Source organism: Oculatella sp. LEGE 06141, assembly GCF_015207605.1.
Taxonomy (GTDB): Bacteria; Cyanobacteriota; Cyanobacteriia; order Elainellales; family Elainellaceae; genus Oculatella.
In genome coordinates, this window is record NZ_JADEWO010000029.1 from 59,776 (window position 1) to 86,308 (window position 26,533).

Below are 26,533 nucleotides of genomic sequence, written 5' to 3' on the forward strand. Positions count from 1 at the left end.
CTGGTTAGTAAGAGGTGGCTTTTAGGGTTCAGGTTAATTGCAACCACCTGACACCCGAATCTACAAACTTGTCACCATCAACTGCTGCTGGTTTAGGTAGAAGTAGTGCCCCCGTTTTACCATAAGCTGCTCGTGGGTACCGCTTTCGACGAGGATGCCGTGATCGAGTACCAGGATCAGGTCGGCGTGGCGCACGGTGGAGAGGCGGTGGGCAATGATCAGGGTGGTGCGGTTTTGCAGAATTTTGTTCAGGTTTGTCTGGATGATGCGCTCGGACTCAGCATCCAGATGGCTGGTGGCTTCATCCAGGATCAGCAGACGAGGATTGCCTAATAGAGCACGGGCGATCGCCAACCGTTGCCGCTGCCCACCGGATAACATGCCGCCGCCTTCGCCGATCTGGGTTTCATAAGCCATCGGCAGGTCTTTGATAAAGGTGTGTGCTCCCGCCAGTTGAGCCGCTTCAATCACCTCTTCCAGGCTGGCTTCTGGAAACCCAAGACTAATGTTCTCACGGATGGTGCCTCCGAACAGAAACGTGTCCTGGTCTACTACACCGATCTGCCGCCGTAGCGATCGCAGAGAGAGGGCAGTGACATCGTAGCCATCAATCAAAATTTTGCCTTCAGTGGGAGGATAGAGACCCAGTAACAGCTTGGAGATGGTGGTTTTACCGGAACCACTGCGCCCGACCAGGGCAACCATTTGTCCTGGCTCAACTTCAAAATTAACGGCTTCCAGCGTATTCTTATCGCTATTGGGATGGTAACGGAAGGTCACCTGATCAAATTGAATGTGTCCCTGAATTGGGGGTAATGACTGTCGTGCCTGTCGTTGCAGATCTTCTTCTGGTTCTGCATCAATCACGTCATTGATCCGTTCAATCGCAATAATCACTTCTTGTAATTGGTTCCACAACACTGTTAAGCGTTGAAATGGATTAATCACATTACCCATCAACATGTTGAAGGCAACCAGTTGACCAATGGTCAATTCATTTTGAATTACCAGCCACGCACCAAACCAGAGCAATGTTGTGGTGACAACCATTTCGATCGCTGCACTCCCAATTTGTAGAGAGTTGCCAATTACCTGGCCAGAAAATAGCTTTCGCACAGACTTACCAAACAAATCTTCCCAGTGCCAGCGGACAGTCTGTTCCACTGCCATTGATTTGACACTGCGAATACCTGTAAGAGACTGAATTAAATATCCGGTTTCTTCGTTGTAAGCATTGAAGATTTCTCGCGAAATGCGTTGAAGAAATGGAGTGGCAATTAGCGCCAGCAGGATGAAGGGGGGCACAATCACCAGCGTCAGCAGTGCCATCTTCCAGCTATACCAGAACATCAGTCCCAGGTAAACAAACACCGTCAGCAGATCTAGCAAAATTGAGAGTGCTTCTCCGGTGAGAAATCGCTGAATTTTTTGGTTCTCCTGAATGCGGGAGATGATGTCGCCCACATAGCGAGATTCAAAAAACTGGAGGGGGAGGCGGAACGTGTGGCTGATGAAACCGACGACCAGTGCCAGATCAATTCGATTGGCAGTGTGATCCAGCAGGTATTGCCGCAGCCCCATCATGGCAACTCGAAATACACCAAATACCAGTAACCCCAAGCCAACAGCGGTCAGGGTCAGGTTGCTGCGCTGCACCACCACCCGATCCAGTAGCAGTTGGGTCAGCAGGGGTGTTACCAACCCAAACACCTGAATCAACAGGGAAGTGATAAACACTTCAAATAAAACCAGACGGTGGGGTTTGATCAGTTCAAAGAACTGCCAGAAGGGTCGGCTGGCTTCTTCCGCCTGTTTCAACAGAGCCGTGGGTTGCAGCAACAGGGTGTAGCCATTCCAGCCCGCTTTGAAGTCCCGGTAGCTGAGCGATCGCTGCCCAATGGCTGGGTCGCCCACAATCACGCGATCGTGGCTCACCTCAAACACCACAATGTAGTGTTTGCCTTCCCAATGAACAATGGCTGGGAGGGTTTGCTGTGCTAGCTTATCCAGACTGGCTTTTACTGGGCGGGTGCTGAAGCCAATACTTTCGGCGGCGACTGCCAACCCGCGCAGAGATGCGCCATTGCGATCTACGTTGGCAATATCCCTTAACCGATTGAGGTTAAACCGCTTGTCCCAGTAGCGCCCGACCATGACCAGACAGGCAGCTCCACAGTCGGAAGCACTCTGCTGTTCAAAAAAGGGATAGCGGCGGGTGACTCGTTGCCACAGATGCCCGACCTGTAAAGTGGGACTGGGGAAATAAGCTTTGCGGATGGGCTTGCGGCTGTGGGGATGGATTGCCATCGGTGCAAAATTGGAAGACGACGATTGCTCAGGTGCTGCCACCTGCACTGCCACCGACTCCGGCAGAATTTCAGCCTTTTGCACCATCTGCTCCTGTTCCATTGCCCGCTGACGCAGGCGATCGCGAAGTTGGGGATGGTTCTTCATCAGCGATCGCACCAGGGTGTCTGGTACAAATCCCAACCGTGAATTGAGGGAAGCCCTTGCTGCACAGGGTTGCCCCGTAATATCCGAAAACAGCGTTATCTCCCCAAAGCTTTTGCCTGCCTCCAGGGTTTGGAGCAAATTGTTAGAATTATCAATCAATCGGACTTTACCTGCCAGCACCAGATAAAGACCAGGAGGGGTATCCACTGAATGCCAGAACACTTTTCCGGCAGAAGGTTGCAGAATTTTAACCTCTTTCCAAAAGCTGGTGAGGTTCAAACCTGACAATGGCTCCCCCAATAACTCTGTCAGGGCATTGACCAGCAAGGGATCTGGGAATTGCCCAGGCATAGAAGATGGGAATTGTGACATGGCTGCATCCAATAGAAGGGACTAGCGTCTGCTTTGGATCAGATTCAGCGACCACAGAAAATTTGGGTTGGGCACCGCTTGCAAGTCGCGAATTGTAATCGTAGAACCTGCTGCCGCAGTGTCTGAAGGTTGATTTGAGAGGTTACTGCTCCTGGGGTTGGAGAGCCCCATCTGTTTCAGCAACCGATGGATGTGGCGATCGCTGACTTCAAGACCAAATTCCTTTGCCATGTGCTTACTCAACCACGGAGCCGTCCAGCGGCGAAAGGGATAGCCGTACTCTTTTGGATTGGATTGCACCAGTTCAGCCAGACGATGCAGATACTCTGGGGTCACTTTCTTTGGGCGACCCATTGGACGGGAATCCCACAGATGAGCCTGTCCGCTCTGGGCAACATGGATCCAGTAGCGGGCTGTCTCCGCTGAACACTTCAATGACTCGCAGATTTCTGTCTGAGATTTCCCGGCGTCTGCCAGAAGCATAATCTCAATCCGACGGCGATACTCCAGGCGCAAATCTGATTGCAACCGTTTCAGCAGTAACTTACTTTGAAATTCCGTCAAGTATAGCCCCTGATTTTCCACGACAATCTACTCCTCCTGGTATCATGAGCTATGAAAAAAGTTGGGAACGCGCCTCCACTCGATTCGGGTAAGCCTGTCACTATCAGGCAAACAGAAGATTGCAGCCCATCAGTCTATAGACTTATAGGCAACTTCCTCGATTCGGCAGCGGGGGTTGAATTAGGAATTGGCAGTAAACCAATGCGTTAAGCCAATTAATTTATTGGTTGAGTTTGATGGATTTACCTTCGTTGAATCTAATCATGGATTGAATGGGAATAGAGGTAAGAAATTTCCAATCTTCATTCCGAAAGTGTTAAATGTCCTTGAAGAGCAGAGTCAATAAAAAGAGGTAAATTGTAGGGAACGCATTGATAGCGGCTGTCATAGTTTCTCCAGATAAACTTCGGGCTTTGAGTAAGCAAAGTTTAAGAAAATAAATTCGAAAGCCATGCCATGCGATCCAAATTCTTTAAACAATCTGAAATAAAAGTTACTAGAAACTTGATGATAATAAATTAATTCCCTCCTAAGAGTTGGTTAAATGCAAATTAAGTTTTAGAAATAGTGTTAACAAACAGGCTGAAACGTTGATTTTTCCAATTGTTTGGAATACAAAAAGAAACAGTGAAGCCAAATTGACATGCACTTATTTAGGAGCATTCTATAAATTTTTCATGAAGAATCAAAAGTTTAATCTGACCGAGCGCGTGTCATTTTCTACAGAGAAAAAGAAAATCTCTGATGCTCCATCATAGCCACAGGGCTTGACAAGTATGCATGATGCTTATAATCCAGAGGAAGTTGGTGATGTTCTGGACGTGGGGATAGCTTTCCAGAGATTGCTGCTAGAAGTAGGGTTCAGATACCCTGATCCACATGTCTAGAACACGACCGCCTATGTTGCAGCTCCAATTTTTAAGAAGTGGGGAAGGTGCCAAATTCTTATATTTAGAATATCTAATCAAGCTAATCAATTATTTTGATGTGTCTTGTGAATTGCTTTTCAAATAAAAACTTATCCATCGTAAAGGAAGCATTTGCACAGGAGGCAGGGAAACACACTCGGAAGAGAAAACATTAAAAAACAAAAGACATAATCTCTTTAGTTTTGTCTCCCAGAAAGATCAGGCGATCGCCCTAACGCACCACTCTCAGCATTTCCTCTCGCGAAACCCCACCACAGGCTTTCCCCATCGCCTTAACCATTGCAGAGACTTTTGGTTGTCAGGATAAGCCTTGTAGGGAAAGAGTAACATGGTGTGCAGTAATTCCCAAATACTGCGGCTCTGGAAGATCATTGAGTCACTTCAACGAATTTCAACGAGACATTGGGCTTCTAGGTACAGCCATTTTCAGTTGCATTCACCACGCCTTAAACTCCACACCCCACACCCATCTTGGCGAGACTGTGGCTGACTCGATTGAGAACTGCTGTTAGTCCAAGATTATCTCGTGCAACGACCAGTCCATTCCCCTGACATAACTCCATTCTTTAAGTCCGGATACTAGGTGCCCAGGGCTTGATTCCTGTACATCAAACTTCAGTAGCCTACTTCAGGACACTAGAAAAGACACAAATACTTGACCTATGGCGTTAATTTGAAAGAAATCACTTTTGTACTCATCAGACAACTCAACTTTTGATTCTTTCAGCAATCATCCGTAGTCAGTGAAATCCCCTTGGAGCAAGTCTTCTTGCCAAGTTTGAGTTCCCTAAGCTAACCAGACAAAACTGACTGATTTAAGGATCTAGAATTCAAATCAAAAAGATTGACCGAGTTTACTTTTCTCCCGATACTGAGGTGCAGAGTTGAGCAACTCTTTGCTTAATTCGTTTCCAAATCCATTCCCTTGAAGGAGAAAGCAACAATGGCTTACATCACTATTTCTGATTTGCGTCCTGCTGGTGCCGATCTGTTCATGGATTCTGAGAACTTCCTGAGCGAACTGTCTGATGGTGAACTGAGCGTCTACGGTGGTGCAACTCCCACCATTGTTCCCGCATCTGCGGCTGCTTGCTTCAAGATCTCCCTAGGTGTAACGGCTGTTACTGCGGCGGCTGGTGCGGCTGTCGGTGGATTCATCGGCTGGCTGTCTCGCTAAGTTTCATCTAACCAATAGATACTCAATGTTCTAGTTTTTGAAAGTTTGGAGTGCAAACTATGGCATCTATTCTGATCAACGATTTACGTCCTGCTGGCAGCGATCTGCTGCTAGATCAGGAGAGCTTCCTGTCCGATCTGTCTGATGAACTGACAGGTGATATCAGCGGGGGACTTGCGTTTACGGTTGTAATCAGCCCTGCAAGTGCCCAGGTTGGTGCTGCTGCTGTGTCTGCATTTGTAGCAAGCGTTGGTGCAAGCTACCTCGTTGTGAAGAACTGGGGTAGATAAGCTGCTCTTTACCGTTACTGTGATCAACGCTTGAGACAGGAGGGACGTCTCGCTGTCTCAAGCCTGTTTCCCCCTTGCATTTTGGAGGATAAGTCATTATGGCATCTATTTTAGTTAAGGACTTACGTCCTGCTGGATCTGATTTGCTGGTCGACCAGGAAAGCTTCCTGTCCGATCTGTCTGATGAACTGACGGGTGATATCAACGGAGGACTGACCTTTCTGACTCCGGCAAGTCCTGCAACCCCACAAATCGGCGCAGCAGCAGCCTCTGCGGCCGTTGGTAGTGCGGTACTGTCCTACAATGTGGTCAAGAACTGGGGTAGATAAACCCTGACCACCTATCTGAGGAGGGCTTGAGAGAGCAAATCCGCAAGGCTCAAGCCCTTTTCTGGGAACAAGCATTCAAGTCGCTGTTGTTGATAGAGGGCAACTATGAATCGGAATTTCTTGAATCAATTAGGGGACCAGGCTGCTGTAGTCGGTGCATTGGCAGTCCTGACATTTATTCTGAGTGCGTTGATTGCGTTTTTTATTGTCAGAGACTTTAAGGGGAAGCCAAATTCTGCAACACCTTCCGTTCAACAACAAAGCCAGCAAGAGCAGGGCGATCGCCCCAGGCTTTAACCGAATTAGCTGACAAACCTCTGAAACCTTGATTCTGACCTTTGTCAACCAAGCTAGGGAAGGGGTAATTGCAATTTATGAACTGGAGGTTAGGAATATGTCATTTCTACTAAGTTCGCAGAATGTAATTAAGTACTTGAATCAACATGGATTTGATCTGGATTTAGATCCCAGTTCAATTGAAATTGAGCAAAAGTTTGCTAAGAATTTTAATTTACTGCTGACGTTGCCGGATGATCGTAAGTTGTTGGTTAAGCAAGAACCGCTCAAACTGGATGGACAGGCCGTAGGGGAGTTTTTGCAAGAGTGGCGGGTGCAGCAATTTATCCAGCAGTTCCCTGAGCTACACCGCTTTAAGCCTTCGTTCCCGGAGTTACTGCATTTCAATCCGGACAATGCCATTGTCGTTTTCAACTACCTTCTGGACTATTGTGATCTGGCAGATTTTTATACCAAGCAAAATTGGTTTCCAGTGGAAATTGCGATAGCGATCGGTCAGTTCATTGGACAGATCCACGCATCGACCTATCACCGGGCTGAATACCAAAAGTTCCTGGCTCCCAACCTGGCAGAGCAGATTGCCAACCATCAAATTCATTTGGCGCAAGGGTTAGAGCGGATCGGTCCAGAGGTATTTAGTGAATTTCCGGTGGAAGCGCTCAAGTTCTTTTCCCTGTATCAACGGTACGATAGCCTGGGACGGGCGATCGCGGAACTCTCTACTGCTGTTCAACTCTGCTGTTTAACCCACAATGATCTGCGTCCCAATAATATTTTGCTCCACCAGGATTGGGAGACCTTAGCGATCGCACCGGAACAGCCCAGTTTCCTGCGGATTATTGATTGGGAACGGGGAGCATGGGGTGATCCTGCCCTGGATATGGGTTTGATGATTGCCAGCTATTTGCAAACCTGGTTAAACAGTCTGGTTATCAGTTCTTCCTTTGATATTCAAGAATCCCTTCGTCTGGCAATGACACCGCTGGAGCAACTGCAACCTTCTATCACTGCCCTATTCAAAGGATATTTCAGCCAGTTTCCAGAAATTTTGGATCACCGTCCTGATTTTGTTAAACGCACGGTTCAATTCGCTGGTCTGGGGTTGATTCGGCAAATTAACGCCATGATTCAATATCAAAAATCCTTTGGCAACATGGGAGTCTGTATGCTCCAGGTTGCTAAGTCACTCCTCTGTCGTCCAGAGGCGTCGATCGCGACAGTCTTTGGCGTCTCAGAATCTACATTGATTGCTTTAGTAAGTTCCGCTCAAGCTTAGGATCACGGATCAAATCAATGCCGCGTATTGTACGGGCGGGTTTTAAAGTCAAATCAGTATCCCATGAAGCACTCAAGCAAACCCGCCCCTATCCGATGCTCGAATTGATTTAATTCCCATTCCTTAACAAGCCATAAATTACAGCGATTTTCACTTGATTAAACCGCACGACTCCTCATTCCCCATCTTCACGGTGGTTTATTCGTCCGAAAACGGCTGTACCACCCACATTTGAGCGTATCTGAATTGTTCTCTGCCCACATTCAGTGACAATTTTCTACCCCTATGCAATCCCTGAATCTTTTACGCAGCCAACTGCCCGCTTCTGCACCCAGTCGTTTGATCAATGTTCTGGAAGATATTGTGCAGCATGTTCAGATCCATGCAAACTTCTGTATTCACCATCCCAATTACAAACCCTTCGATTTGCCGGAGGAAGTTGCACTTCGCTTTTTGCAAGCTCCATCCGACCTGCGAGATAAGTTTCTAAGTTTGCAGGTGCGAAGTTTTATTTATGGGTTGTACTACAACGGTTCTCTACAAACCCTACTGGCACCAGACAACAACGTGAACAGCCGGGTGTTGCAACAAAATTTAGAGAATAACACCCTCCAGGGTATTGATCTGGAGTTTTATCAACGTTTGCATCAGAGCAACGCTGGACAGGGCTACTTCGATCCGGGATGGCAGGTGTTGCGGCAGGAAGAAGATGGCACTCTGGCAGTATTTAAGCATGATTTGACGCTGCATGTTGAGCGCGATCGCCACTTGCACCCCTCAGAACAGACTGCAAAACCAGGGGAGCAGGTGGCAATGCTGTTGCCCAAAAACCTGGTGCAGAACGGATTTTATATGGCGATCGGCAATGCTGGCCCGGAAAGCAACAACACGGCTCAGGTAAAGATCGTGAGGATCTATTTCAACCTCAGTCCTGACGGGGCTGTAGCAATGATGACTGGTTTGACACAGCAGCTTAACCAGGCTCAAATTCCCTTTAGTTTCAAAGCTCTCTACAACTCGTCTGAGTATAAGCGTCACGATTCTGCGGTTCTGTACTTTGATCGCTCTCACTATGAAGCCGTCCGCCAGGTGTTGCAACCTCTCTACCAAGCGCATTGCACTTACTTTCATGAAGCAACTCCCCTGTTCACCAAAACCCTGGCTCCCGGTCTAGCCCTGGCCGAAGAACCCGCTCAGAAACTGACTGCCCAGGAAAGTTTTGGCATGAATCGCTGCCAACTGATTGCCAATGGCTTACTGCTGGCGCGGCTGAGTGGTGATGAGTCGCCCGAAAAGCGAATGACAGCCATTCTGGAACAATTTGCGCTCTTAGGGATTGCGCTCGAACTCCCCTACCTGAATCCCCATTCTGAGGACATTTATACTCCCCTGGATCTATGCTGATTGCTGACCTGTCAACTCCAGACCAAGCTCCATCTAATCCTGTTGATGTCCCCAACCCGATCGCCCCAGAGTCTGGCTTTTCTTTCTACCGCAAACTGGGACGAACCGATTTAACCGTCAGTTGCCTGGGTTTGGGCGGTGGCGGTGCCATCTCTAGCGAAGATACACTTTACGCCTTTGACCAGGGGATCAATTACTTTTTCTATTCCAGCGATTTGCATCATCATCTCTACCGTTCTATGGCTGGCGCTCTGCATCAACTCTGTCGGCGGGGGGCTGCTCGACGCGAGCAAGTTGTTCTGGCAACGGTCACTTACATTAAAAATCCTGAAGTCGCACTGGCAGCTCTCCTGGATCAATTTCAGGAATTGGGAATTGATTATGTTGATGTGCTGTTTTGGGGCTGGATTGGCAAAGATGATGCTTCTGCTTTAGCGCAGTGTCTTAACCTGTCCCGCGACCTGCGGGGGCCTCATGCTCCCTACTGCCGGGTGATGGAAAGAATGTTTGGTGTGTCAGAACGCCTCAAGAAAATGGGAGCCGTTCGCTACATTGGTGCTTCGTTCCATGACCTGGATCTGGCGCAGCAGTGGTTAAACAGCCCTTTATTGGATGTGGTGATGGTGAGACACAATATCAGCCACCGTTCGGCTCAAAAAAAGATTTTTAGCCAATTGGATTCCACCGATCGCGATCGCCCCGGAATTGTCACCTTCAAATCCACCGGCTCCCATACCGGCTTGCTCTGGGAAGTTCCGGTGCCCCTGTCCCCAGGCTGCTGGCGACCCACTGCTCCAGACCTTTATCGCTACTCGCTGACTCAACCCTGTGTGGATATCTGTCTGACCGGCTTGAGATGCCGGGAAGAAGTGGATGCGGCAATCAAAGGCGTGCAGCAAGGTGGATTCACACCAACTGAAATCGAGTATCTCAATCTCTATGGGGATCTCAGCCGTAACCGCCTCAATCCTCAGGAAATTCTCCCTGAAAAACTGATCTACCGTTCCTAATGGCTTTTTAAACCACTAAAACACTTGTTTCCACTGTCGCAGTAGCGATCAAATCTCCCTTCCTTGACACCGTTCGGCTAACACTCACAGCGAAGTCTGATACCTGACATCTGGCACCTGCCGTAACAAACTTTTTGACTTTGTCACCTTTAACCTGGTATCACCATGGCAAGCACACTAGAACAGACTCCAACCCAATCTACCCAACCTACCCTGCCAGCGATCGCTCCTGCGACCGATGCAGAAATTCTGGCTTACTTACGCTGCACCTGCAAAATTGCAGAACTGTCTACTGCCGCAGAGCAAAATTCCCTGATTCTGAAATTGTGCGAACAATTCAATATCACCCTGTCCGATGAGGAGTGGCAGGCGGCTGGAGATGCCTTTCGAACGGAACACCGATTACTGGGTGCCACTGAAACCCTTGACTGGCTGAATCGTCAGCGGATTGCTGTAGAAGATTGGTCACAGGGCATTCGAGTCACATTGCTGACTAAAAAGTTGCAGGAGCATTTGTTTGGGGAAAATGTTGATAGTCACTACCTGAACAACCGTGAGCAGTACAAACGGGTTGCGGTTTCCCAAATTCTGGTAAACGAGTTGTCTGAAGCTCTGCGGTTACTTCAACTCTTGCGCCAGGAACAGGTTTCCTTCTGTGCAGCGGCATTGGAGTATTCCAAAGGCAAGCATTCTAAGGAAAATGGCGGTTTCGTTGGTGTGCGATTTTTAGCCGAATTGATTCCCGAAATTGCATCGGCGGTTGCCGATGCCGAAGTAGGGCAATTAGTGGGACCTATTTCTACCAAATTCGGTTGCCACATCGTTCGGGTAGAGAAATGGTTTGTGGCTGAATTAACCCCAGATGTTCGAGACTACATCCTTGCAACCTTATTTCAACTCTGGTTACAGAACCATGATTCTGTTGTTGCCCAGAGCTGGCAGGATAATTTGTAAATCTGGTATTTTCAAATCATTCATAACGGCGTTGCTGAGTTTGTATATGAATGAATAGCAGGATGAATTGATCTGCTCCAATTCATCCTGCTATTCAGGGCTGTGTCCAAAAATGGGTCAGTGGTAAGGTAGACAAACCTAACCTGGTTGTGTCGCAAAAACTGGGGAATGGTAAGGTAAGCAGGACTAAACTCTCCTCTTAACCTTCCGATGTCTACTTCTACTCGGCAGTGGGTAGTGTGCTAGACCTGTGGACTTGAGGTAGAGTAGTTTTACCTCTAGCAACTCATGCTCCTATGGTTTTGGAACCCGGTCTGTGCCCTGCTTGCCAAAGTTCCGATCTGGTCAAACATGGAACTTCAAAGGAGGGGACGGTTGGATTGGGTTGAGTCTGGCTTGTTCCAGTGGCTTAATTCTTGCCGCCTGCGTGGGCAAACACACCGATGCATTTATTGAGCAATTAGTAGTCAACACCGAAGGAAAGACCCCTTGCAAACAATTGAATACAGATGACTGGGGTGGATATGAGCGAGTGTTGTCACCAGAAATAGAACACTACATTGGCAAAGATAAAACACAGCGATTGGAGCGGACGAATGGAAGATTACAACAACAAACGGGAAGATGGCATCGGCGACAGAATAAATTTGGCAAGGTATGGGAACAGACCAAAGTGACGGCTCGGTTAGTCGTGAGTTACTTTAACTGGATCTGGAAACATAGCCGCTTCCAAACCACTGCTGCACAACGAGCAGGATTAACGACGCGATTGTGGAATTGGCACGACATCGCCACTTATCCCACATTAATTTAATGCACTACCGGATGTTGTTCTCGACATCGTTCCTTTTACAGAAGTACAAGCACAGAATGTTGTTCAGGTATTCAGCAACTGCACTCAGCGAATTGTTGCTATCAGCAGTGGAGATGTTTACCGTAACTATGAAGGGTTGCAAGGTCAAGGCAACCATCCTTCTGATCCAGTGCCCTTAGCTGAGGATGTACCACTGCGGGAAACGCGATACCCCTATCGAGACCTGGCGGAATTAAACTTCGAGTTTCAGCAGGACTACGACAGGATTTTGGTGGAACAGGCGCTAATGCAGCATCTGGACATCCATTGTACAATTCTCCGGTGTACAATTACTCCGGTTGCCAGCCGTGTATGGTTCTGGCGATCGCCAGCATCGTTTTCTACCCTACCTTCAGCAAATGTTTGACCAGCAACCCATTCTATTGGGTGAGAAACAAGCTCGTTGGCGCTTCTCCCATGGCTATGTGGAGAATGTTGCAGCGGCGATCGCACTAGCAGTCACGAACGATCGCGCAACAGGGCGTGTCTATAACGTAGGTGAGTCAAGAACCCCAACTTTATTGGAGCGAATTCAGACGTTAGGACGTTTGGTGGATTGGCATGGCGAGATGGTGATTCTTCCCAAAGACCAACTCCCGTCCCGTTTGCAAATGAATTTACAGTGGCAGTATTACCTGGCGATTGATATAACTCGTTGACCAATACGAGATAGGTAGATGATGATTTTCAAACGATAAAGAAATGGCATGACTTATGGAACCATACATTAGCCTGATTACGCTTGGAGTTTCTGACCTTGTTCGTTCCACCGCCTTTTACAAACAGGGACTAGGTTTACCTGCGAAAGAAGAGTTTGAGGGCGTGACGTTCCTCAATCTTAGAGGAACCTGGTTGGCTCTCTATCCCCGTGAGGCACTTGCAGCCGATGCTCAAGTTTCAGCAGCAGGGAATGGTTTTTCAGGACTCACTCTGGCACACAATGTGAAATCGAAGGAAGCCGTCGATTCCGTTCTTGAACAAGCAAAAGCGGCAGGAGCTACCATTCTCAAACCTGCACAAGATACTGATTGGGGCGGATATTCTGGCTACTTCGCTGACCCGGATGATTATCTGTGGGAAGTCGCTTGGAATCCCCATTTTGATTTGACGACTGGATAGGATCAATGATCAACAAAAGGTGTCATCGAAGCACGAATAATGATTAGCAATTCTTTAGAGCTTAGAAGGCAGAAATATTTTGAAATTAGTTCGCAAATTGCTCGGCTTGATGATAGTAATTTGAATTCATTGTTTGACCAGAGTGAGTCGAATGAATCAAGTACAGGTTGGGGGATGAATCACATTATTGTCTTTGGGCAATCCAAAGTCTTTGTGAAACGTGTTCCGGTTACGGATATTGAATATGAAAACCTGTTTTCCACCAAAAACCTTTATAATCTTTCGACTGGTTATAACTATGGCGTTGGTTCGCCTGGTTTAGGAGTTTTCCGTGAATTGATAACCCATCTCAAAACAACCCATTGGGTCTTGGAAGGAGCGATCGCCAACTTTCCATTGATGTATCATTATCGAATTCTTCCTTCTACTAAAAACTGTGCGAAGTTGGAAATTGACATAGAACATTGGGGTAATCATGCCAACATCAAAAAATATGTGTTAGACAGGGTACATGCCAAATATGAATTGGTTTTATTGCTGGAGTACATTCCCCACATATTAGAGACGTGGTTGCAAGAGAACCCCCACCAACTTCAGAAAACCCTCAATGATTTATGGAGGACGATCGCTTTTTTAAGAGCGAAAGGAATCATTCACTTTGACGCCCATTTCCGTAATATTTTGACGGACGGTGAGCAGATTTATTTGACTGATTTTGGGTTGGCACTCGACAAGAGTTTTGCATTGACAGAAGACGAAACCGTTTTCTTTGAGCAAAACAGTTTGTATGACTATGGGGAAGTCCTGCGAAATTTGGGACATTTAATTCGATCGCCCTATGGTTCATGTTCTGAGAACGACAAGTACAGAATCATGAAGAAATATGGCATCAAAGACGGTTTACGACCCTATGAAGTGGGAGCCATATTGCTCGATAACATTCAGCAGATTCAGGCTGATGGAGACATGGTTTTAGATGAGTTTTATGTTTCCAGCATCGTTAAATACCGTAGCATTATTGCACTGATGCAAGCCTTCTTTACTGAGATGAGGGGAAGCGACCAAAAGGACACACAACTGCCTCACACAGAATTACGGCTGCTGCTCAACGAGGCTGGGTTGCTTCCAATGCAGACCCATAATCAAGCTACCGAGCAACCGTGAGCTAGAGGTATTACAGTATCTTGCCACCGGGATATTAAACCAGGCGATCGCCGATCAACCATTGGTCAGTCTTGCTGCCGTTGAATGGCACGCTCACGACATCTACGACAGGTTGGAGGTGAATAACCGCACTCAATCCGTTGCAAGAGACTAGACAAACCGGATGAACCACTATATTGAGCATGAGACTGGCGTGTGTTCTCAACGATCTCCCTGTGGGAAGACCCTGACCCTGATTCTGCTGCCTCGACACAACAAACCCAAAAGCAGCGAGAGCGGGAGTTCACCATTAAGCCTACAGCTTTGCGCTTTGAGTTTCGTCGGTCAACCAGATGCAGAATCAGAGACGAATGGGGAATGCGTCAGGGTTGGGGTGTAGGTTAATTTAATCCTATCTGAGTAAGATGTTTATTAACACCTATGGTGAGAGAGATTGCCTCCTCTAATATTTCATGAATTCACCCAGTGTTTCAGATCCGTGGTTAGGTCGTCGCCTTGGTGACCAGCAGCGTTACCGCCTCGATCGGCGGTTGGGCAGTGGTGCTGTAGGGGATGTCTTTTTGGCGATGGATGTACGTCTTGGTCGGCGGGTTGCCATCAAAGTGCTCAAAGGTGCCCTCGCTAAATCAAAGGAGTTACTGGCTCGGTTTGAACGCGAGGTGGCTCTGTCCGTTGCGCTTGAAAGCGAACATATTGTACAAGTGATTGACTACGGAGTTGCCACAGGGGGGTTTCCGTTTTATGTAATGGAATACCTGCAAGGGCAAACCTTAAGCCAACTGTTGAGCCGAACAGGTCGCCTGTCGATTGAACGCACTGTGACGATCGCCAATCAGCTTTGTGCCGGACTCAAGGTTGCCCATGAGGGAGTTACCCTGTGGAAGGAGGAGGCCACCGTCTCAGAACAGGTGAAGGTGATTCACCGCGACCTTAAACCCGCCAACATTTTTGTTGTCAATACTGCCCTCGGCGAGTTGGTCAAGATTCTGGACTTTGGCATTGCCAAGAAGCTACACACCACCGGGCAAGCCGAACAAACCAACTTAACCCAGGCATTTTTAGGAACATTTCGCTACGCCGCTCCTGAACAGTTAAAGAATGCCTGGAACATTGACGAACGAGCCGATATCTACAGCCTGGGGATGATCCTCTACCAAATGCTGAGCGGCACCGAACCGTTTGGAATTGAGGCAAAAACATCATCTCAGTTGGAAATGTCCTGGGCAATGGCTCATGCGTCTGTGGAACCAACCCCGCTGCGTCAACAGCCCTACTGTCAATCATTGCCGCCCGAATTAGAAGCCGTGGTGATGCGCTGTTTATGTAAGCGATCGATCGATCGGTTTGCCTCTGTAGTGGAATTAGGCCAGGCTCTAAAGGCCATCGTCCAGGTGACTCGCGTGGCCTCGGTTACAGCATTTTCCCGTGCTGCCCAGGCGGAAGCGCTTGATCCAACCGTTTCTCAACCCCTGGTTCAGCGTCAAGATGCAACCATTCACCGTCCGCTAGCTCAGCTATCTTCACCCACGGCTGAACCCAGTCTCACCACGCAAGCGCCTTCTCACTTGGAACCAGAACGACCCGATGCCACAATCGTGCAGGGTTCTGGCAACCAGCCTAGACCCGACCAAACGATCGTGCAATCTACTACCGCTCCATCTCCTGCGGTGCCTCCAGGGGTTCCAGATGCCACGGTTGCCCAAACGCCTCCTGGAACAACGGACGGCACAATTGTTCAATCGCCGCCGTTGCAGCCACCCAAACCACCCAATACGACCATTCTTCAATCTCCCCCAACACCGGGATCACCGCCCGCAGGAGCCACGATTGTCCAAAATCCTGCCTATCGGAAACCGGGCAATGCCGATGCCACGATCGCCCAAACCCCACCGCAATCGATCGCACCTCGTCCAGATGCCACGATCGTACAGCCGTTTAAGTCCACTCCTTACCGGGATATGAACCAGGTAGATGAACCCCTGGCGCAAGTGCCACCGTTGCAGGGGAGAGAGGTTGCAGGTGCCCAACAGCACCAGGCTGGAGTTCAGGGAAATGCTCCTGTAAGAAACGGCTCCTTAGTATCGCAGGGGGTGCGCTGGCTCAAGTCAAGCTATGGCGATCGCCTCATTGCTCAGGCATCAGCTGATGTTAGACAAACATCCCGTCGGCTCTCCTCTGGTATTCTGGTGCCGCTGGGCGTTGGGTTTGCCGTTGGTTTAACCGTAATGGCTGGGGCTTACTTCTTTTTGCGGGCTCAGTTTCGTCAACATTTACCTCGGCAAAATCAGTCTTTACTCATCATGCATAGCACCGTACAGGACAGGCTTTCATTTCATGATGATGGCCACAAGCTTGACTGAAGGCAAGTATGGTGATCTGTCCTGATACAGTAATGATATTCCAGTAGTGATGGTTTAGTAGCGATCGCTAAAGAGTGCCGACATTTAGAAGCAATTCTTTATGTTCGGGTAATGCTCCTATGCTTAAAATGACAAGATATCAAAGAATCAAGATATCAAAAACACTGCTACCGCTACAGGGCAATGATCGATTGACGCCTGATGGAGGTTAAGCACTGCGTCTTCCTTTAGGCTCTAACGGTTGATGTGAGCCACATGCGCTAGGCGTAACGGTCAATCCGCAAGTTTCAGCTCATTTTACATGATCTATATGCCAGTTCTATATGCCAGTAAACGATACAGGTATACGGCTTAATTTAACCTCACAACCAGGCTTGTTTTTGTCTGGCGTTTCAATGACATTGTTATTGGGTTCTGCTGTCTCGGCGACACCCAGTGCCCCGTTCTCTACAGCTTGTATTGTTGTGGATGATGCAGAAAGCGATCAGGTAGAGGCTTCCCAACCTGAAGCAGGTCAAACGGCTCCAGCGATCGATGCTGCTCCTGAAGCCTCCCCCTTTCCTCCCATCCCATCCATTACCAATCCTCCATTAACCAATCCATCTCCGTGGGGCGGTACAACGGTTGCTCCCATACCGTCCGAACCATCATCACCGGATGATACCAGCACCCCCGCTCTCCAGGAGCCGCCCGTTTCATCCCCTTCTGTTGATGCGGTTCCTCCTGCGCCCACCCTGGTGACGGTAAACCAGCTTGCCGTGACCGGAAGTACCATTTTTAGTGCAGAGGATATTGAACCGATCGTTCAGCCGTTACGCGGACAGACCGTCAGTATTCAAGCACTCCAGGCAGCAGCGGATCAAATTACAGAAAGGTACGTACAGGCAGGATATATTACCTCCTTTGCCGACCTGGATGAGGATAGTTTAGGCTCCGAAACGATCCAGATTGAGGTAATTGAAGGCAGCATTGCAGAAATTCAGGTGAGTGGACTCGATCGCCTGGAACCTGGCTACCTCTGTAGCCGCTTACAGCTAGCGACTGAGGCTCCAGTGAATGCAAACCGTTTGGAAGAAAGGCTGCGGTTGCTAAAAATTGATCCTTTGTTCAGCAGTGTTGAAGCGATTCTGCAACGGGTCGAGAGTGACGCTCCTGCCGCTCAGCCAGATAGCCGCCGAGGTCGTAGTATCTTGCGAGTGGTGGTTACAGAAGCCGATCCCATTGATCTAGAAGTGCGGTTTGATAACCATTTCCCATCCACGATCGCCCCACAAACGGCGACGGTGGGCTTTCGTCATCGCAACCTGGCTGGGTTTGGTGATGAGTTGGCGTTTTCCTACAGTGTGGGGGTCAACGTCACCGATTTTCCGAGAGCCGCGCTGAACCTGTATGACTTAAGCTATCGCATTCCGCTCAATCCGCAGGAAGGCGCACTCCAGTTTCGCGGTGTCTATAGCGATTCGGCGGTAACGGCTGAAGAGTTTGAAGAGTTTGGGTTTCGGGGAACGTCAGAGTTTTATGAACTGGTCTATCGGCAGCCGCTCGTTCGTTCATTGCGAGAAGAGTTTGCGGTATCGGTCGGGTTCACCATCCAAAATGGTCAAACGTTCATTTTTGATAACAATCCACAGCCGTTTGAAGAAGGCCCCGATGATGACGGCTTTAGCCGAACGCGAGTATTGCGAATTGGACAGGATTATGTGAGAAGAGACACGCAGGGGGCATGGGCGCTCCAGTCTCAGTTCAATTTTGGGTTAGATCTGTTCGACGCCACCAACAATTCTGGTTCCGTTCCAGATGGTCAATTCTTTAGCTGGCTTGCACAAGCGGTTCGCTTTCAAGAATTGGGAAATGATTATCGGCTAATTGTACGAAGTGGCTTGCAGCTTACGCCCGATCCGCTCTTATCATCACAGCAATTTTTCCTGGGGGGTGCGTCATCTTTGCGGGGCTATCCTCCCAACAGCCGCCGGGGGGACAACGGCACGTTTCTATCGGTTGAGGGGCGAATTCCAGTAGCGCGTAACCCTTCAGGGGCACCGATCTTCCAGCTTGCTCCCTTTGCTGAGGTGGGCTATGTCTGGAACGATCCGTCCAATCCTAATGAAGAGGACGATCCCCGATTCTTGAGTGATATTGGTCTGGGTTTCTTGTATCAGCCCAATTCAGATCTGTCATTGCAGCTCGATCTGGCGTTGCCGTTTGTAGAGTTGGGCGATCGCCGCGAGCAGCCACAGGATAATGGCATCTACTTTAGCGCCAGTTATCGGTTTTAACGGTTCCGCTCATTGAGCCCTGGTAGAGACGTGATCCACCACATCTCTACCAGGGGCTGCCAACCATCGTAAAAGCAGCCCAGAAGAACGGATGGCTGAGGTCATCAACTCCAAACTCATCCATCAGAGCCGATAACTCTGCGGCAGTACTGTCCGAGAGTTCCAAATTGCCCGTTGGGCCAGACAATTGATTTCCCTCTAATTGAACCTCTCCACGCAGCATAGCGATCTGAGTTTGCTGGAGCGCCTCTGCTTTAATGGGAACCAGCGCTAACTCTCGGTAAAACTCTGTCATTAACCCCAGGGTGCCCACATCGCTGACATACCACAAACTTGCCAACGAGCTTTTAACGCCTGCGGCCAGAGCCAACCCCGCAAAGCCTAGCTCGGCGGACTCATCTCCCAAAGCGGTACGGCAGGCGCTCAGGGTCAGCAGTTCAACGGGTGCCTGGTTTAGTTGGAGCTGGCGCAATTGGTTTAAACCAAGACGGGCATTCCAGAGTTGAATGTAAGAATCATTCGCGTCTCCCGGTAAAAACTCACCGTGTGTTGCCAGGTGGAGGATGCGGAAGGCCGGATTGTTGATTTCTGAGGCGATCCGGGGCAGTGTAAACTCCTCATCAAACAGCGTTTCTCCTTGCCACGGTTGTTGCACTACAGCAGCAATTTCAATGGGGACAGAGGGCAAGTCGTTTAAATCAAATCCCCGTTCTTCCCATCTACCGCTACCGACTGCCAACACATTTGAGCCTTGAAGCGACTGATAGCGTGGGTCAATCAGGTTAATGCTGGGTAGCAACCCCACACTATACTTCTCAATTAGAAATTCACTGCCGTTGTGCAACGCGGCAAAGGGGAGCGATCGCAGTCCTGAACTGGGAATAAACGCCAGGGTATCAATGTTGTGATTGGTTAACTCCGATTCAATGGGCGTAATCAGCCATTGATACAACTGCTGCGCCGATGCTAAATAGCTGGTACCGCCAAGTTTGCTAATGTCTTCCGGGTTTACCTCAGCCCGAAAATCTTGAACCACGGCCAGCAGAGCCTCTCGATTGGCCTGGGGAACTGTGCGGCGAATAGGTTGCCCTTCCGGGAAGAAAGCGATCGCCTCCAGTTGTTCGGGTGTATCAACCAGGTAAATGATGGCAGCACGCCGACCCGCCTGTGCCGCGATCGTGCCTAAAATGGCGCTAATCTCTTCAGGGGTTCTAATTCGTTCGCAGGGGTCTTGTCCACCAGCCAGTTCTCCAAAGGTTTCGGAACCAAAATATTGCTGGAATTCTCGACAGGTCGTGTCTTCAAGGGCGGCGACCGTTCCCAGCACCAGCGGCGGAGTGAATTCGGAACTGAGGCTTGGTTCTGCCCGCTCCGGCGGCGGTACCACTTCGGTCGGGTCAATGGTTGGAGGCTCCTCCCCATTCGGTGGAGGTGGGGGTGGCGTAACGTCAATATCATCTGTGTCGATTTCAATGGTGCCGCGAGTAAAGTCACCTGGAATCGATCGCCCTACTCTCAAGGTGTTGACCCCGTTCGTAATGTTGCCAGCCGTACCGTTGAGAGTCGCATCACCAATGACAAATGGCTCTACCGGATTGGTTTCTGGCCCCCCGGCATGGGTGATAGCGATCGCTCCTCCTCCTGAATCAATGCTGGTATTATCAGGTCTGGCAGGGCTGGGAGGTAAAATCCCTGTAGCTCGGAAGAAGCGGTTGGCGTTTACCCGAATCGTGCCGCCTTGAGTCGCGATCGATTCGACTTCAATATCCTGGCTCGTGCTGGTAAGGCCGACAGCCCCTCCGCCGCTGTTCAAACTAGCGCCACCCTGTGCCCCAGCCTGAATTGCAGATCCACGAATAGTAATATTGCCGTTCGTGATGATGGGGGCACCCAGGGTAACGGTATTAAATGCGGTGGCGGCCAGACTCGACAAAGCCGCTTCACTGCCAACCGTTCCGTTAAAAGCGATCGCCCCATTGGGGGCATTGACCGTCAGCGAGCGGAGAACATCTTCGCTATCCACCGTGTTGTTGAACACAATATCGCCAACGCTATCGGTTAACGTTACATCCTGCCGCAGGAAGACCGGATCATTGAACTGCATGGTGTTACCTGCCGTGGTGATGTTGGCACCAATAACGGTTTGTCCAGCAGCATTGGTCGTCAGGCTGGCGAGGGGACTGCTGCCGCCTACAGCTCTGTTGAAGGTGGTCACACCAAGATCCGTTGCGCCATCTGACACAACGTCGTTGCTGTTTACCGCCAGTGAACGAGGGGCATTGGCCGAATCTACTGTTGAGTTAAACGTAATGTCGTTGCCGGTAAGGGTCGTATTCTGCTCCAACGTTACCGGATCTTGATACACCTGATCGCCCGTGGTGGTAATCGAGCCGCTATTCAGATTAGCTGCGCCGTTAACCGTCAGGGATTGTAGAGGGACAGCATTGCCAACGGCTCCGTTCAGGTTCACCTGTCCTGTGCCTGCATTGAGCGCCAGAGTAGCGGTACCGTTTACAGTGCCATTGAGGATAATGTTGCCACCGATCGCCGCTCCTGTATTCAGCGTGGTGTCGTTGTTGAGTGTGGTATTGCCATTGATTTGAATCGGCTGACCCGCTGTTGTGATTCCGGCATTGAGTGTGGTGGGTGGAATATCTGGATCGTCGTCAATTACCTGGTTGCTAAAAGTTGTTGCGCCGTTCAGGGTGATGGATGCGTTGTCAGTACCAATTAGACTGCCCTGGACGTTGATGGTACCATTGGGCGATCGCACCGTCACCGGGTCACTAAACCGAGGATCGGCACTTCCCAGAATCGTTACATTGCCGCTTCCTCTCTGGTCGCCAATCGTAATCTGGCTGAAGCCATCCTGAATCGCACCCAGATCAAAATCAGTCAGATTCAGCGGATTACCATAGCCTGAGCCACCTATTACAATATCCAGATCGGGTGCCGATGGTTGTAATGTGAGTGTGCCGCTTCCTTGAACCAGTCCGAACCCGCCCTCTTCACCCCCTTCAAAGAAATCAATTTCATTACCTGTGAGCGTAATGTTCCCTGTTCCAGAATTGACCTGTGAAAGAGAGACAGTCGCATTTGGATTGGCAGCAGCACGACCAGCCGTTACGGCAATATCCCCATTGGCTGAGTTGATGCTATTGATCAAGACATCATCCGTTGCGGATACAGTAACATTACCACCCTGGCTCTGGATCGCATTGCCGGAGATAGTACCGTATCCTGTACCCGCTTGCACGGCGATCGCCTCAAGATCAACGTTTCCATTGCCAGAGTTGAGTGTCCCGAAGTCTATACCAGTACTAAAACCGACTGTATTTGAACTCAAGCTAATATTGCCACCGTTGGAGTTGATGTCGCCCACATTAATGGACTGGCCGGAAATGGCGATCGCCCCCCCTTGCGTTTCGATCGTGTTGAAAAATTCGACGTTGCCAGCCGAGAAGCTGCCAGTTCCATCACCATCCGCATCGGCTGTAAATCGCACCGAGCTGCCGCTAGTTGTCGGCAGGTTGAGAACTCCATCATCCAGAGGATCAATGGTGATGTCATTAGTTGCTTCCAGGATAATATTGGCATTGGCTGCTTGGCTCTCCAGAGCTTGCTCAGAAATAGTATCGGTTCCAGTAGAGGTTCCTTCTCCTTGAAGAATATCAGGCAGGTTCTCATCTAGATTGCCTCCACCTTCAACGGCTGTGAATATCGTGATGTTTTCTGGGTCAAGTAACAGCATTCCTAACTCACCCTGAGCCGCCGTCAGGTTAACAGAACCGTCAAACCGCAGAGCCTGTCTGCCAGATACTTCAGCAAAGCCACCATTGCCCGCATGTTGCCCACCCTGGGCGCTAATCGTGCCGTAAAATGCTGTTGTTCCATCTGCCCAAACAATGACGTTTCCACCCTCTCCACGGTGGGTGGCATCTGCGGTAATGCGAGAATCGCGGCTGACATACGTTTGGCTGGCATTAGGAACGGTGCCTTCTCCCCGATAGTCGCCCCCCACCAGCACCGTGCCGCCACCGCTATGACCAGACGCATTGAGTTGAGCGTTTGCCAGCCCTACCCTGTCACCCAATAGGTGAATCGTGCCGCCTGCGCCCGACTGAGGATTGGAAACATCGAACTGTCCCGATGCAACGACCGTTCCCGCTGTTGACGGGATGACTGTGCCAGAATCGACTAATTCTGCCTGTCCATTTGTATTCACCTGTAATCCTAATTCTTGCCCTGTGCCGTTGCTGGTGAGTAACTGAGGGAGAGAGGCGATCGGCAATATCCATTGCTGAGGCTGACGACTACCAGGGGCGATCGGAATTTCCAGGCTCAATACGTTACCAGGTTGGCTCAGCCGCACCATGCTCTCCCCCGGCACCGCCACCGCCGTTAACTGCCCACCCGACGCAGAAAGCTCTCCAGTGTTCACCACAACGCCACCCAGCAACCCCAGGCGTTGCCCTGCGGCAACGCTTAGATCTCCGGCATTAACAATGGCACCGGGCTGAGAGACGGTAAACGCAAATGCACTGGGATTGCCGTTTAGTAGAGCATAATCATTATTGCCAATAGCGCTGAACCAGTTTGAGCCAAAGCCAATCCCGGTTGCCGTGGTTGCCGTAAAGCTTCCGGGCAGATCCAGGGTGGCATTTGGTCCAAAAACAATGCCGGAGGGGTTCATCAAAAATAGATTGGCGTTGCTGCCACTGACCCGGAGGATGCCATTGATAAAAGAGGCTTCTCCACCATTGATTCGCCCCAGAACGTTGATTACCTCTGGACGAGTAATGAAGTTGGCAATTTCTCCATCGCTTAACCCAAACCGCCTAAAACTATGGAAAAGATTAGTGTTGTCGCCGGAAGTGCGTCCTCCCGTGATGTCGATGCGATCGCCCCTCGGACTCACCACCGTACCCGTACCGTCGCGGTTAGGCACAATGGATTGGGCGATCGCCTCTGAACTGGAAACAGCCCAAGCGATCGGGAATGCAGCTAAGGGTAAGCAAGCGGCCTTCAGTGCAGAGCGAAGAGAATGCTTGCGGCATAGTAAAAACCGTCCTTCTGGTAACTGCACCCTTAACTTGAAGCGATCGTCCAATCCCCGACGCTGCAAGGCTTGATTAATTGCTTTTTCACATAACCCAATCTGCTCTTGGCGCTTCTGCCGGGTAATGCTGTTGGGATGGACTCGATAAAAATAAAGCGTCTTAGGGAGATGCCGTATCTCAGTTATTTCAGAGAGCCGTAAGCACAATTCGTAGTCTTCAATGTATTCAAAGGATTCATTGATTCCTCCAGCCTGATCAAAGATCGTTTTACGGATCAAGCGAAAGTGGAAAACCATGAAGTCTACCAACAGTTGATCTTTAGAGTAGGGAATCTGACAGAGACGACCACTCCCTCGATGAGTCCCCTGTTCGTTGATCTCAGCATAATTGGTGTAAACCAGACCTACGCCTGGATTGGCATCTAGCACCGCTCCTGTTTCTTCCAGTGCGGTTGCAGCTAGAATATCATCGTCATCAAGCCAACCAATGTACTGACCAGAAGCCTGGGTCATCGCCGCCTTCAAAGCAAGACCTCGTCCCAGATGGGGAGCGGCTATCACCCGAATGCGCCCATCTCGTCGGGCAAACTCCTGCGCGATCGCAACAGAATCATCGGTTGAACCATCATCCCAGATAATTAGCTCAAAGTCTGGTCGGGTTTGTTGTAAGACACTGGCGATCGCCGCTTGCAGGTAGCCCTCTCGGTTGTAGGTAGTCATCACCAGGGAAATTGCTGCCATCTGAAGCGCTCCTCTTGTTTCCTAACCGTTGCGAGTGATGCAGTGATTGATGCACTAAATGGCGTTGGGATGGGTGAAGGTTTTTCTAGCGCAAACCCTCGCCTAGCAAGCGCAACCCTGACACAACATTACGATAGTTCGTTCAGTTGTCTATTAGACCAACCGCTAATTGATATCAGCAGATTCTGTCCCTGGTTTGCCAACCTGGATCGAGCACAACTGCGATCGCTGTCTGTAGCGGTATAGATATGCAATATTACAAATTAATGATGAAGGTGGAGCGATCGCAGTTAGGAAAATTATTAATTTTCAAACACATGATCCAGTTTTGTTCTGAGATGATGTGAAGTAGTAAATAGGTGCTATACCAATGCGTGCAGGTAAGGCTTAACTTCTGGTTGCCGGATAGATCGTTGGAGCGTGGATTTCGACTGCGCTCAATCTGCGCTCATTTGGCGCTCAATCTACGCTCAATCTGCGCTCAGGCTCAGGATGTGTTCATTTGCGCTCAGGCTTGCTCAGGCTGTGCATTCCAGGCTGAGCCTGAACATGGGAGAAACAGCGTTTCAGGAGTTTTAGTGGGTCAATCAGGCTTAACCTTTATCGGCTATCTCGTTTCATCTCAACTTTTCAATCGAGCGATCGCCATTGGCATTGGTACCGCTTTCATCAACGTCAGTTTCTCATCTCGACTCACTCTGTAACAGTACCCTACCGGGTACTTATCGGTACATAACCGGGTTCTTCAAAATAGAGTGATATGCCCTACTCTATTTACATTAATTTTTTACTTAAAAAGCAGGAGTTTGATATGACCGTTTCTTTAGCAGCTAAAGCATTCGTTTTTCCATTGGCGGTTGCCAGTATGCTGCAAATTGCTCTCCGTCCTGCCTTGGCCGAGAGTGCATCCGTGGCGCAGTCCACTACACCTACTGGATCAACGGTCTTTGAATGTATTCCAACGGATACCTCTGGACGCTATGCTACGATCGCCCGCCGGGGGCAATTGGTTTCGCCGCCTATGATTACCTGGGAGCAAGTGCAATACTACACACCACAACAGCGGTGTCAAATTGTATCAGGCCGACTCAATGGAGCGGTGCAAGCCAATGGTGGCAGATTTGGCAACTTGCTGTTAACCTACGGCAGCGTCAATAGTCAGCCCGTTATTTGCTATGTGGGCAGCCGAACGGATACATGCAACACTAGCAATGTATTACTGACGTTAGCGCCAGAGGATCGGGGACAGGAGTTAGCCATTCTAAGACAGCTAGTTACATTTGGAACCGAAGCCTCAGGTGGCCCCTTGCTACGCAGACCCACGCGCCATTACGCTGACCTTGGCTCCCAGTTAGAGCAATACCTTGGAGCCGATGAGGAGAGTTCAGAGGGTCTCTAAAAGTAGCCGAACCGGGGTAAATGTCCTGCATCAGTGAATTGAAGGGCAATGCAGGATTGAACCAACCTGAGGATTGCGAAACGTAGCAGAGGTGCTTCCTTCTCTAGGGCGTGTTTTAAAACTCCTGATTGCTCGGTTACATTGTGCTTTTCGCCCCCTAAATCCCCCAAATTTGGGGGACTTTGAATCGCTCAAAAGTCTATAGAGTTGGGACTTCCGGGATTTAAAGCACGCCCTAGTAAAAAATCCCCCAAATTTGGGGGATTTTTTACTATAGAAGGCTCAGAAGTTCCCCATGACTGTCGTTAGCGCCTGGAGCCGTTCAAGGGTCACTCAGCGCTGTTTGAACCTCCACTAAAAGACATCCGTTCCAGTCTCAAAGACGGGATTAGCAGGGGCAGGCGCAGGGCTAGGTGAGGGAGCAGGGGCAGGGCTGCTGACGGGGGCAGGCGCAGGTGTTCTGGGAGATGGCCTGGGGGCAGGCGGTGGCGTTCTAGAGGCCGGGG

Annotated in this window: 19 protein-coding genes and 1 pseudogene; 17 read left to right on the top strand and 3 right to left on the bottom strand. The window is 49.6% G+C overall.

Annotated features, from left to right (window positions below; genetic code table 11):
* Positions 1-60: 60 nt before the first annotated feature.
* On the bottom strand, positions 61-2,805 hold the full coding sequence (locus tag IQ268_RS18855; protein ID WP_193882490.1) for a peptidase domain-containing ABC transporter: 2,745 nt from the start codon (positions 2,803-2,805) through the stop codon (positions 61-63).
* A 42-nt stretch (positions 2,806-2,847) separates the two neighbouring features.
* Positions 2,848-3,411 (bottom strand): helix-turn-helix domain-containing protein, encoded by a 564-nt coding sequence (locus IQ268_RS18860; RefSeq protein ID WP_339383381.1) that lies wholly within the window; start codon positions 3,409-3,411, stop codon positions 2,848-2,850.
* Between the two features lie 1,851 nt (positions 3,412-5,262).
* Here IQ268_RS18860 and IQ268_RS18865 point away from each other — a divergent pair.
* From IQ268_RS18865 to IQ268_RS18935, 15 genes and pseudogenes are all read left to right on the top strand, one after another.
* Positions 5,263-5,496: a hypothetical protein gene (locus IQ268_RS18865; protein WP_193882557.1), complete on the top strand. Its 234-nt coding sequence runs from the start codon at positions 5,263-5,265 to the stop codon at positions 5,494-5,496.
* Between the two features lie 59 nt (positions 5,497-5,555).
* Positions 5,556-5,786: a hypothetical protein gene (locus IQ268_RS18870; RefSeq protein ID WP_193882493.1), complete on the top strand. Its 231-nt coding sequence runs from the start codon at positions 5,556-5,558 to the stop codon at positions 5,784-5,786.
* A 98-nt stretch (positions 5,787-5,884) separates the two neighbouring features.
* Positions 5,885-6,115, top strand: coding sequence for a hypothetical protein (locus IQ268_RS18875; protein ID WP_193882496.1), 231 nt, complete (start codon positions 5,885-5,887; stop codon positions 6,113-6,115).
* Positions 6,116-6,220: 105 nt separating this feature from the next.
* The gene (locus IQ268_RS18880; protein WP_193882499.1) at positions 6,221-6,412 is read left to right on the top strand and encodes a hypothetical protein; all 192 of its coding nucleotides are present in this window, start codon (positions 6,221-6,223) and stop codon (positions 6,410-6,412) included.
* Positions 6,413-6,509: 97 nt separating this feature from the next.
* Positions 6,510-7,688 carry a phosphotransferase family protein gene (locus tag IQ268_RS18885; protein ID WP_193882501.1) on the top strand — a complete coding sequence of 393 codons (1,179 nt, stop codon included), beginning with the start codon at positions 6,510-6,512 and terminating at the stop codon, positions 7,686-7,688.
* A 285-nt stretch (positions 7,689-7,973) separates the two neighbouring features.
* Positions 7,974-9,092, top strand: a complete 1,119-nt coding sequence (locus IQ268_RS18890; protein ID WP_193882504.1) for a T3SS effector HopA1 family protein — start codon at positions 7,974-7,976, stop codon at positions 9,090-9,092.
* The gene (locus tag IQ268_RS18895; protein WP_193882507.1) at positions 9,086-10,102 is read left to right on the top strand and encodes an aldo/keto reductase; all 1,017 of its coding nucleotides are present in this window, start codon (positions 9,086-9,088) and stop codon (positions 10,100-10,102) included. The genes IQ268_RS18890 and IQ268_RS18895 overlap by 7 nt, the downstream gene beginning before the upstream one ends.
* A gap of 165 nt (positions 10,103-10,267) precedes the next feature.
* Positions 10,268-11,056 (top strand): peptidylprolyl isomerase, encoded by a 789-nt coding sequence (locus IQ268_RS18900; protein WP_193882510.1) that lies wholly within the window; start codon positions 10,268-10,270, stop codon positions 11,054-11,056.
* A gap of 367 nt (positions 11,057-11,423) precedes the next feature.
* Positions 11,424-11,870, top strand: a pseudogene (locus tag IQ268_RS18905) (IS1 family transposase); the annotation flags it as partial.
* Between the two features lie 338 nt (positions 11,871-12,208).
* On the top strand, positions 12,209-12,568 hold the full coding sequence (locus IQ268_RS18910) for a hypothetical protein (RefSeq protein WP_193882516.1): 360 nt from the start codon (positions 12,209-12,211) through the stop codon (positions 12,566-12,568).
* A gap of 55 nt (positions 12,569-12,623) precedes the next feature.
* On the top strand, positions 12,624-13,028 hold the full coding sequence (locus IQ268_RS18915; RefSeq protein ID WP_193882519.1) for a VOC family protein: 405 nt from the start codon (positions 12,624-12,626) through the stop codon (positions 13,026-13,028).
* A 39-nt stretch (positions 13,029-13,067) separates the two neighbouring features.
* On the top strand, positions 13,068-14,192 hold the full coding sequence (locus tag IQ268_RS18920; protein WP_193882522.1) for a protein kinase: 1,125 nt from the start codon (positions 13,068-13,070) through the stop codon (positions 14,190-14,192).
* 46 nt (positions 14,193-14,238) lie between these two features.
* Complete coding sequence (locus tag IQ268_RS33505) at positions 14,239-14,346, top strand: hypothetical protein (RefSeq protein ID WP_370584685.1); 108 nt, start codon at positions 14,239-14,241, stop codon at positions 14,344-14,346.
* Positions 14,347-14,644: 298 nt separating this feature from the next.
* On the top strand, positions 14,645-16,552 hold the full coding sequence (locus tag IQ268_RS18930; RefSeq protein ID WP_193882525.1) for a serine/threonine protein kinase: 1,908 nt from the start codon (positions 14,645-14,647) through the stop codon (positions 16,550-16,552).
* 395 nt (positions 16,553-16,947) lie between these two features.
* Positions 16,948-18,828, top strand: a complete 1,881-nt coding sequence (locus IQ268_RS18935; RefSeq protein WP_193882529.1) for a ShlB/FhaC/HecB family hemolysin secretion/activation protein — start codon at positions 16,948-16,950, stop codon at positions 18,826-18,828.
* 46 nt (positions 18,829-18,874) lie between these two features.
* Here IQ268_RS18935 and IQ268_RS18940 read toward each other — a convergent pair whose 3' ends face one another.
* The gene (locus IQ268_RS18940) at positions 18,875-24,628 is read right to left on the bottom strand and encodes a CHAT domain-containing protein (protein ID WP_193882532.1); all 5,754 of its coding nucleotides are present in this window, start codon (positions 24,626-24,628) and stop codon (positions 18,875-18,877) included.
* Between the two features lie 578 nt (positions 24,629-25,206).
* Here IQ268_RS18940 and IQ268_RS33005 point away from each other — a divergent pair.
* Together IQ268_RS33005 and IQ268_RS18945 are read left to right on the top strand one after the other, a co-directional pair.
* Entirely contained in the window at positions 25,207-25,332 is a 126-nt protein-coding gene (locus IQ268_RS33005) for a hypothetical protein (RefSeq protein ID WP_255527228.1), read from the top strand.
* 107 nt (positions 25,333-25,439) lie between these two features.
* On the top strand, positions 25,440-26,027 hold the full coding sequence (locus tag IQ268_RS18945) for a COP23 domain-containing protein (protein ID WP_193882536.1): 588 nt from the start codon (positions 25,440-25,442) through the stop codon (positions 26,025-26,027).
* Positions 26,028-26,533 lie beyond the last annotated feature (506 nt).

Excerpts from the sequence above, each read along its gene's own strand:
- IQ268_RS18900 (WP_193882510.1), top strand. The coding sequence starts at position 10,268 with ATGGCAAGCACACTAGAACAGACTCCAACCCAATCTACCCAACCTACC.
- IQ268_RS18935 (WP_193882529.1), top strand. The coding sequence starts at position 16,948 with ATGACATTGTTATTGGGTTCTGCTGTCTCGGCGACACCCAGTGCCCCG.
- IQ268_RS18895 (WP_193882507.1), top strand. The coding sequence starts at position 9,086 with ATGCTGATTGCTGACCTGTCAACTCCAGACCAAGCTCCATCTAATCCT.
- IQ268_RS18865 (WP_193882557.1), top strand. The coding sequence starts at position 5,263 with ATGGCTTACATCACTATTTCTGATTTGCGTCCTGCTGGTGCCGATCTG.
- IQ268_RS18930 (WP_193882525.1), top strand. The coding sequence starts at position 14,645 with ATGAATTCACCCAGTGTTTCAGATCCGTGGTTAGGTCGTCGCCTTGGT.
- IQ268_RS18920 (WP_193882522.1), top strand. The coding sequence starts at position 13,068 with ATGATTAGCAATTCTTTAGAGCTTAGAAGGCAGAAATATTTTGAAATT.
- IQ268_RS18885 (WP_193882501.1), top strand. The coding sequence starts at position 6,510 with ATGTCATTTCTACTAAGTTCGCAGAATGTAATTAAGTACTTGAATCAA.
- IQ268_RS18890 (WP_193882504.1), top strand. The coding sequence starts at position 7,974 with ATGCAATCCCTGAATCTTTTACGCAGCCAACTGCCCGCTTCTGCACCC.
- IQ268_RS18855 (WP_193882490.1), bottom strand. The coding sequence starts at position 2,805 with ATGCCTGGGCAATTCCCAGATCCCTTGCTGGTCAATGCCCTGACAGAG.
- IQ268_RS18875 (WP_193882496.1), top strand. The coding sequence starts at position 5,885 with ATGGCATCTATTTTAGTTAAGGACTTACGTCCTGCTGGATCTGATTTG.
- IQ268_RS18870 (WP_193882493.1), top strand. The coding sequence starts at position 5,556 with ATGGCATCTATTCTGATCAACGATTTACGTCCTGCTGGCAGCGATCTG.
- IQ268_RS18915 (WP_193882519.1), top strand. The coding sequence starts at position 12,624 with ATGGAACCATACATTAGCCTGATTACGCTTGGAGTTTCTGACCTTGTT.
- IQ268_RS18880 (WP_193882499.1), top strand. The coding sequence starts at position 6,221 with ATGAATCGGAATTTCTTGAATCAATTAGGGGACCAGGCTGCTGTAGTC.
- IQ268_RS18940 (WP_193882532.1), bottom strand. The coding sequence starts at position 24,628 with ATGGCAGCAATTTCCCTGGTGATGACTACCTACAACCGAGAGGGCTAC.
- IQ268_RS18945 (WP_193882536.1), top strand. The coding sequence starts at position 25,440 with ATGACCGTTTCTTTAGCAGCTAAAGCATTCGTTTTTCCATTGGCGGTT.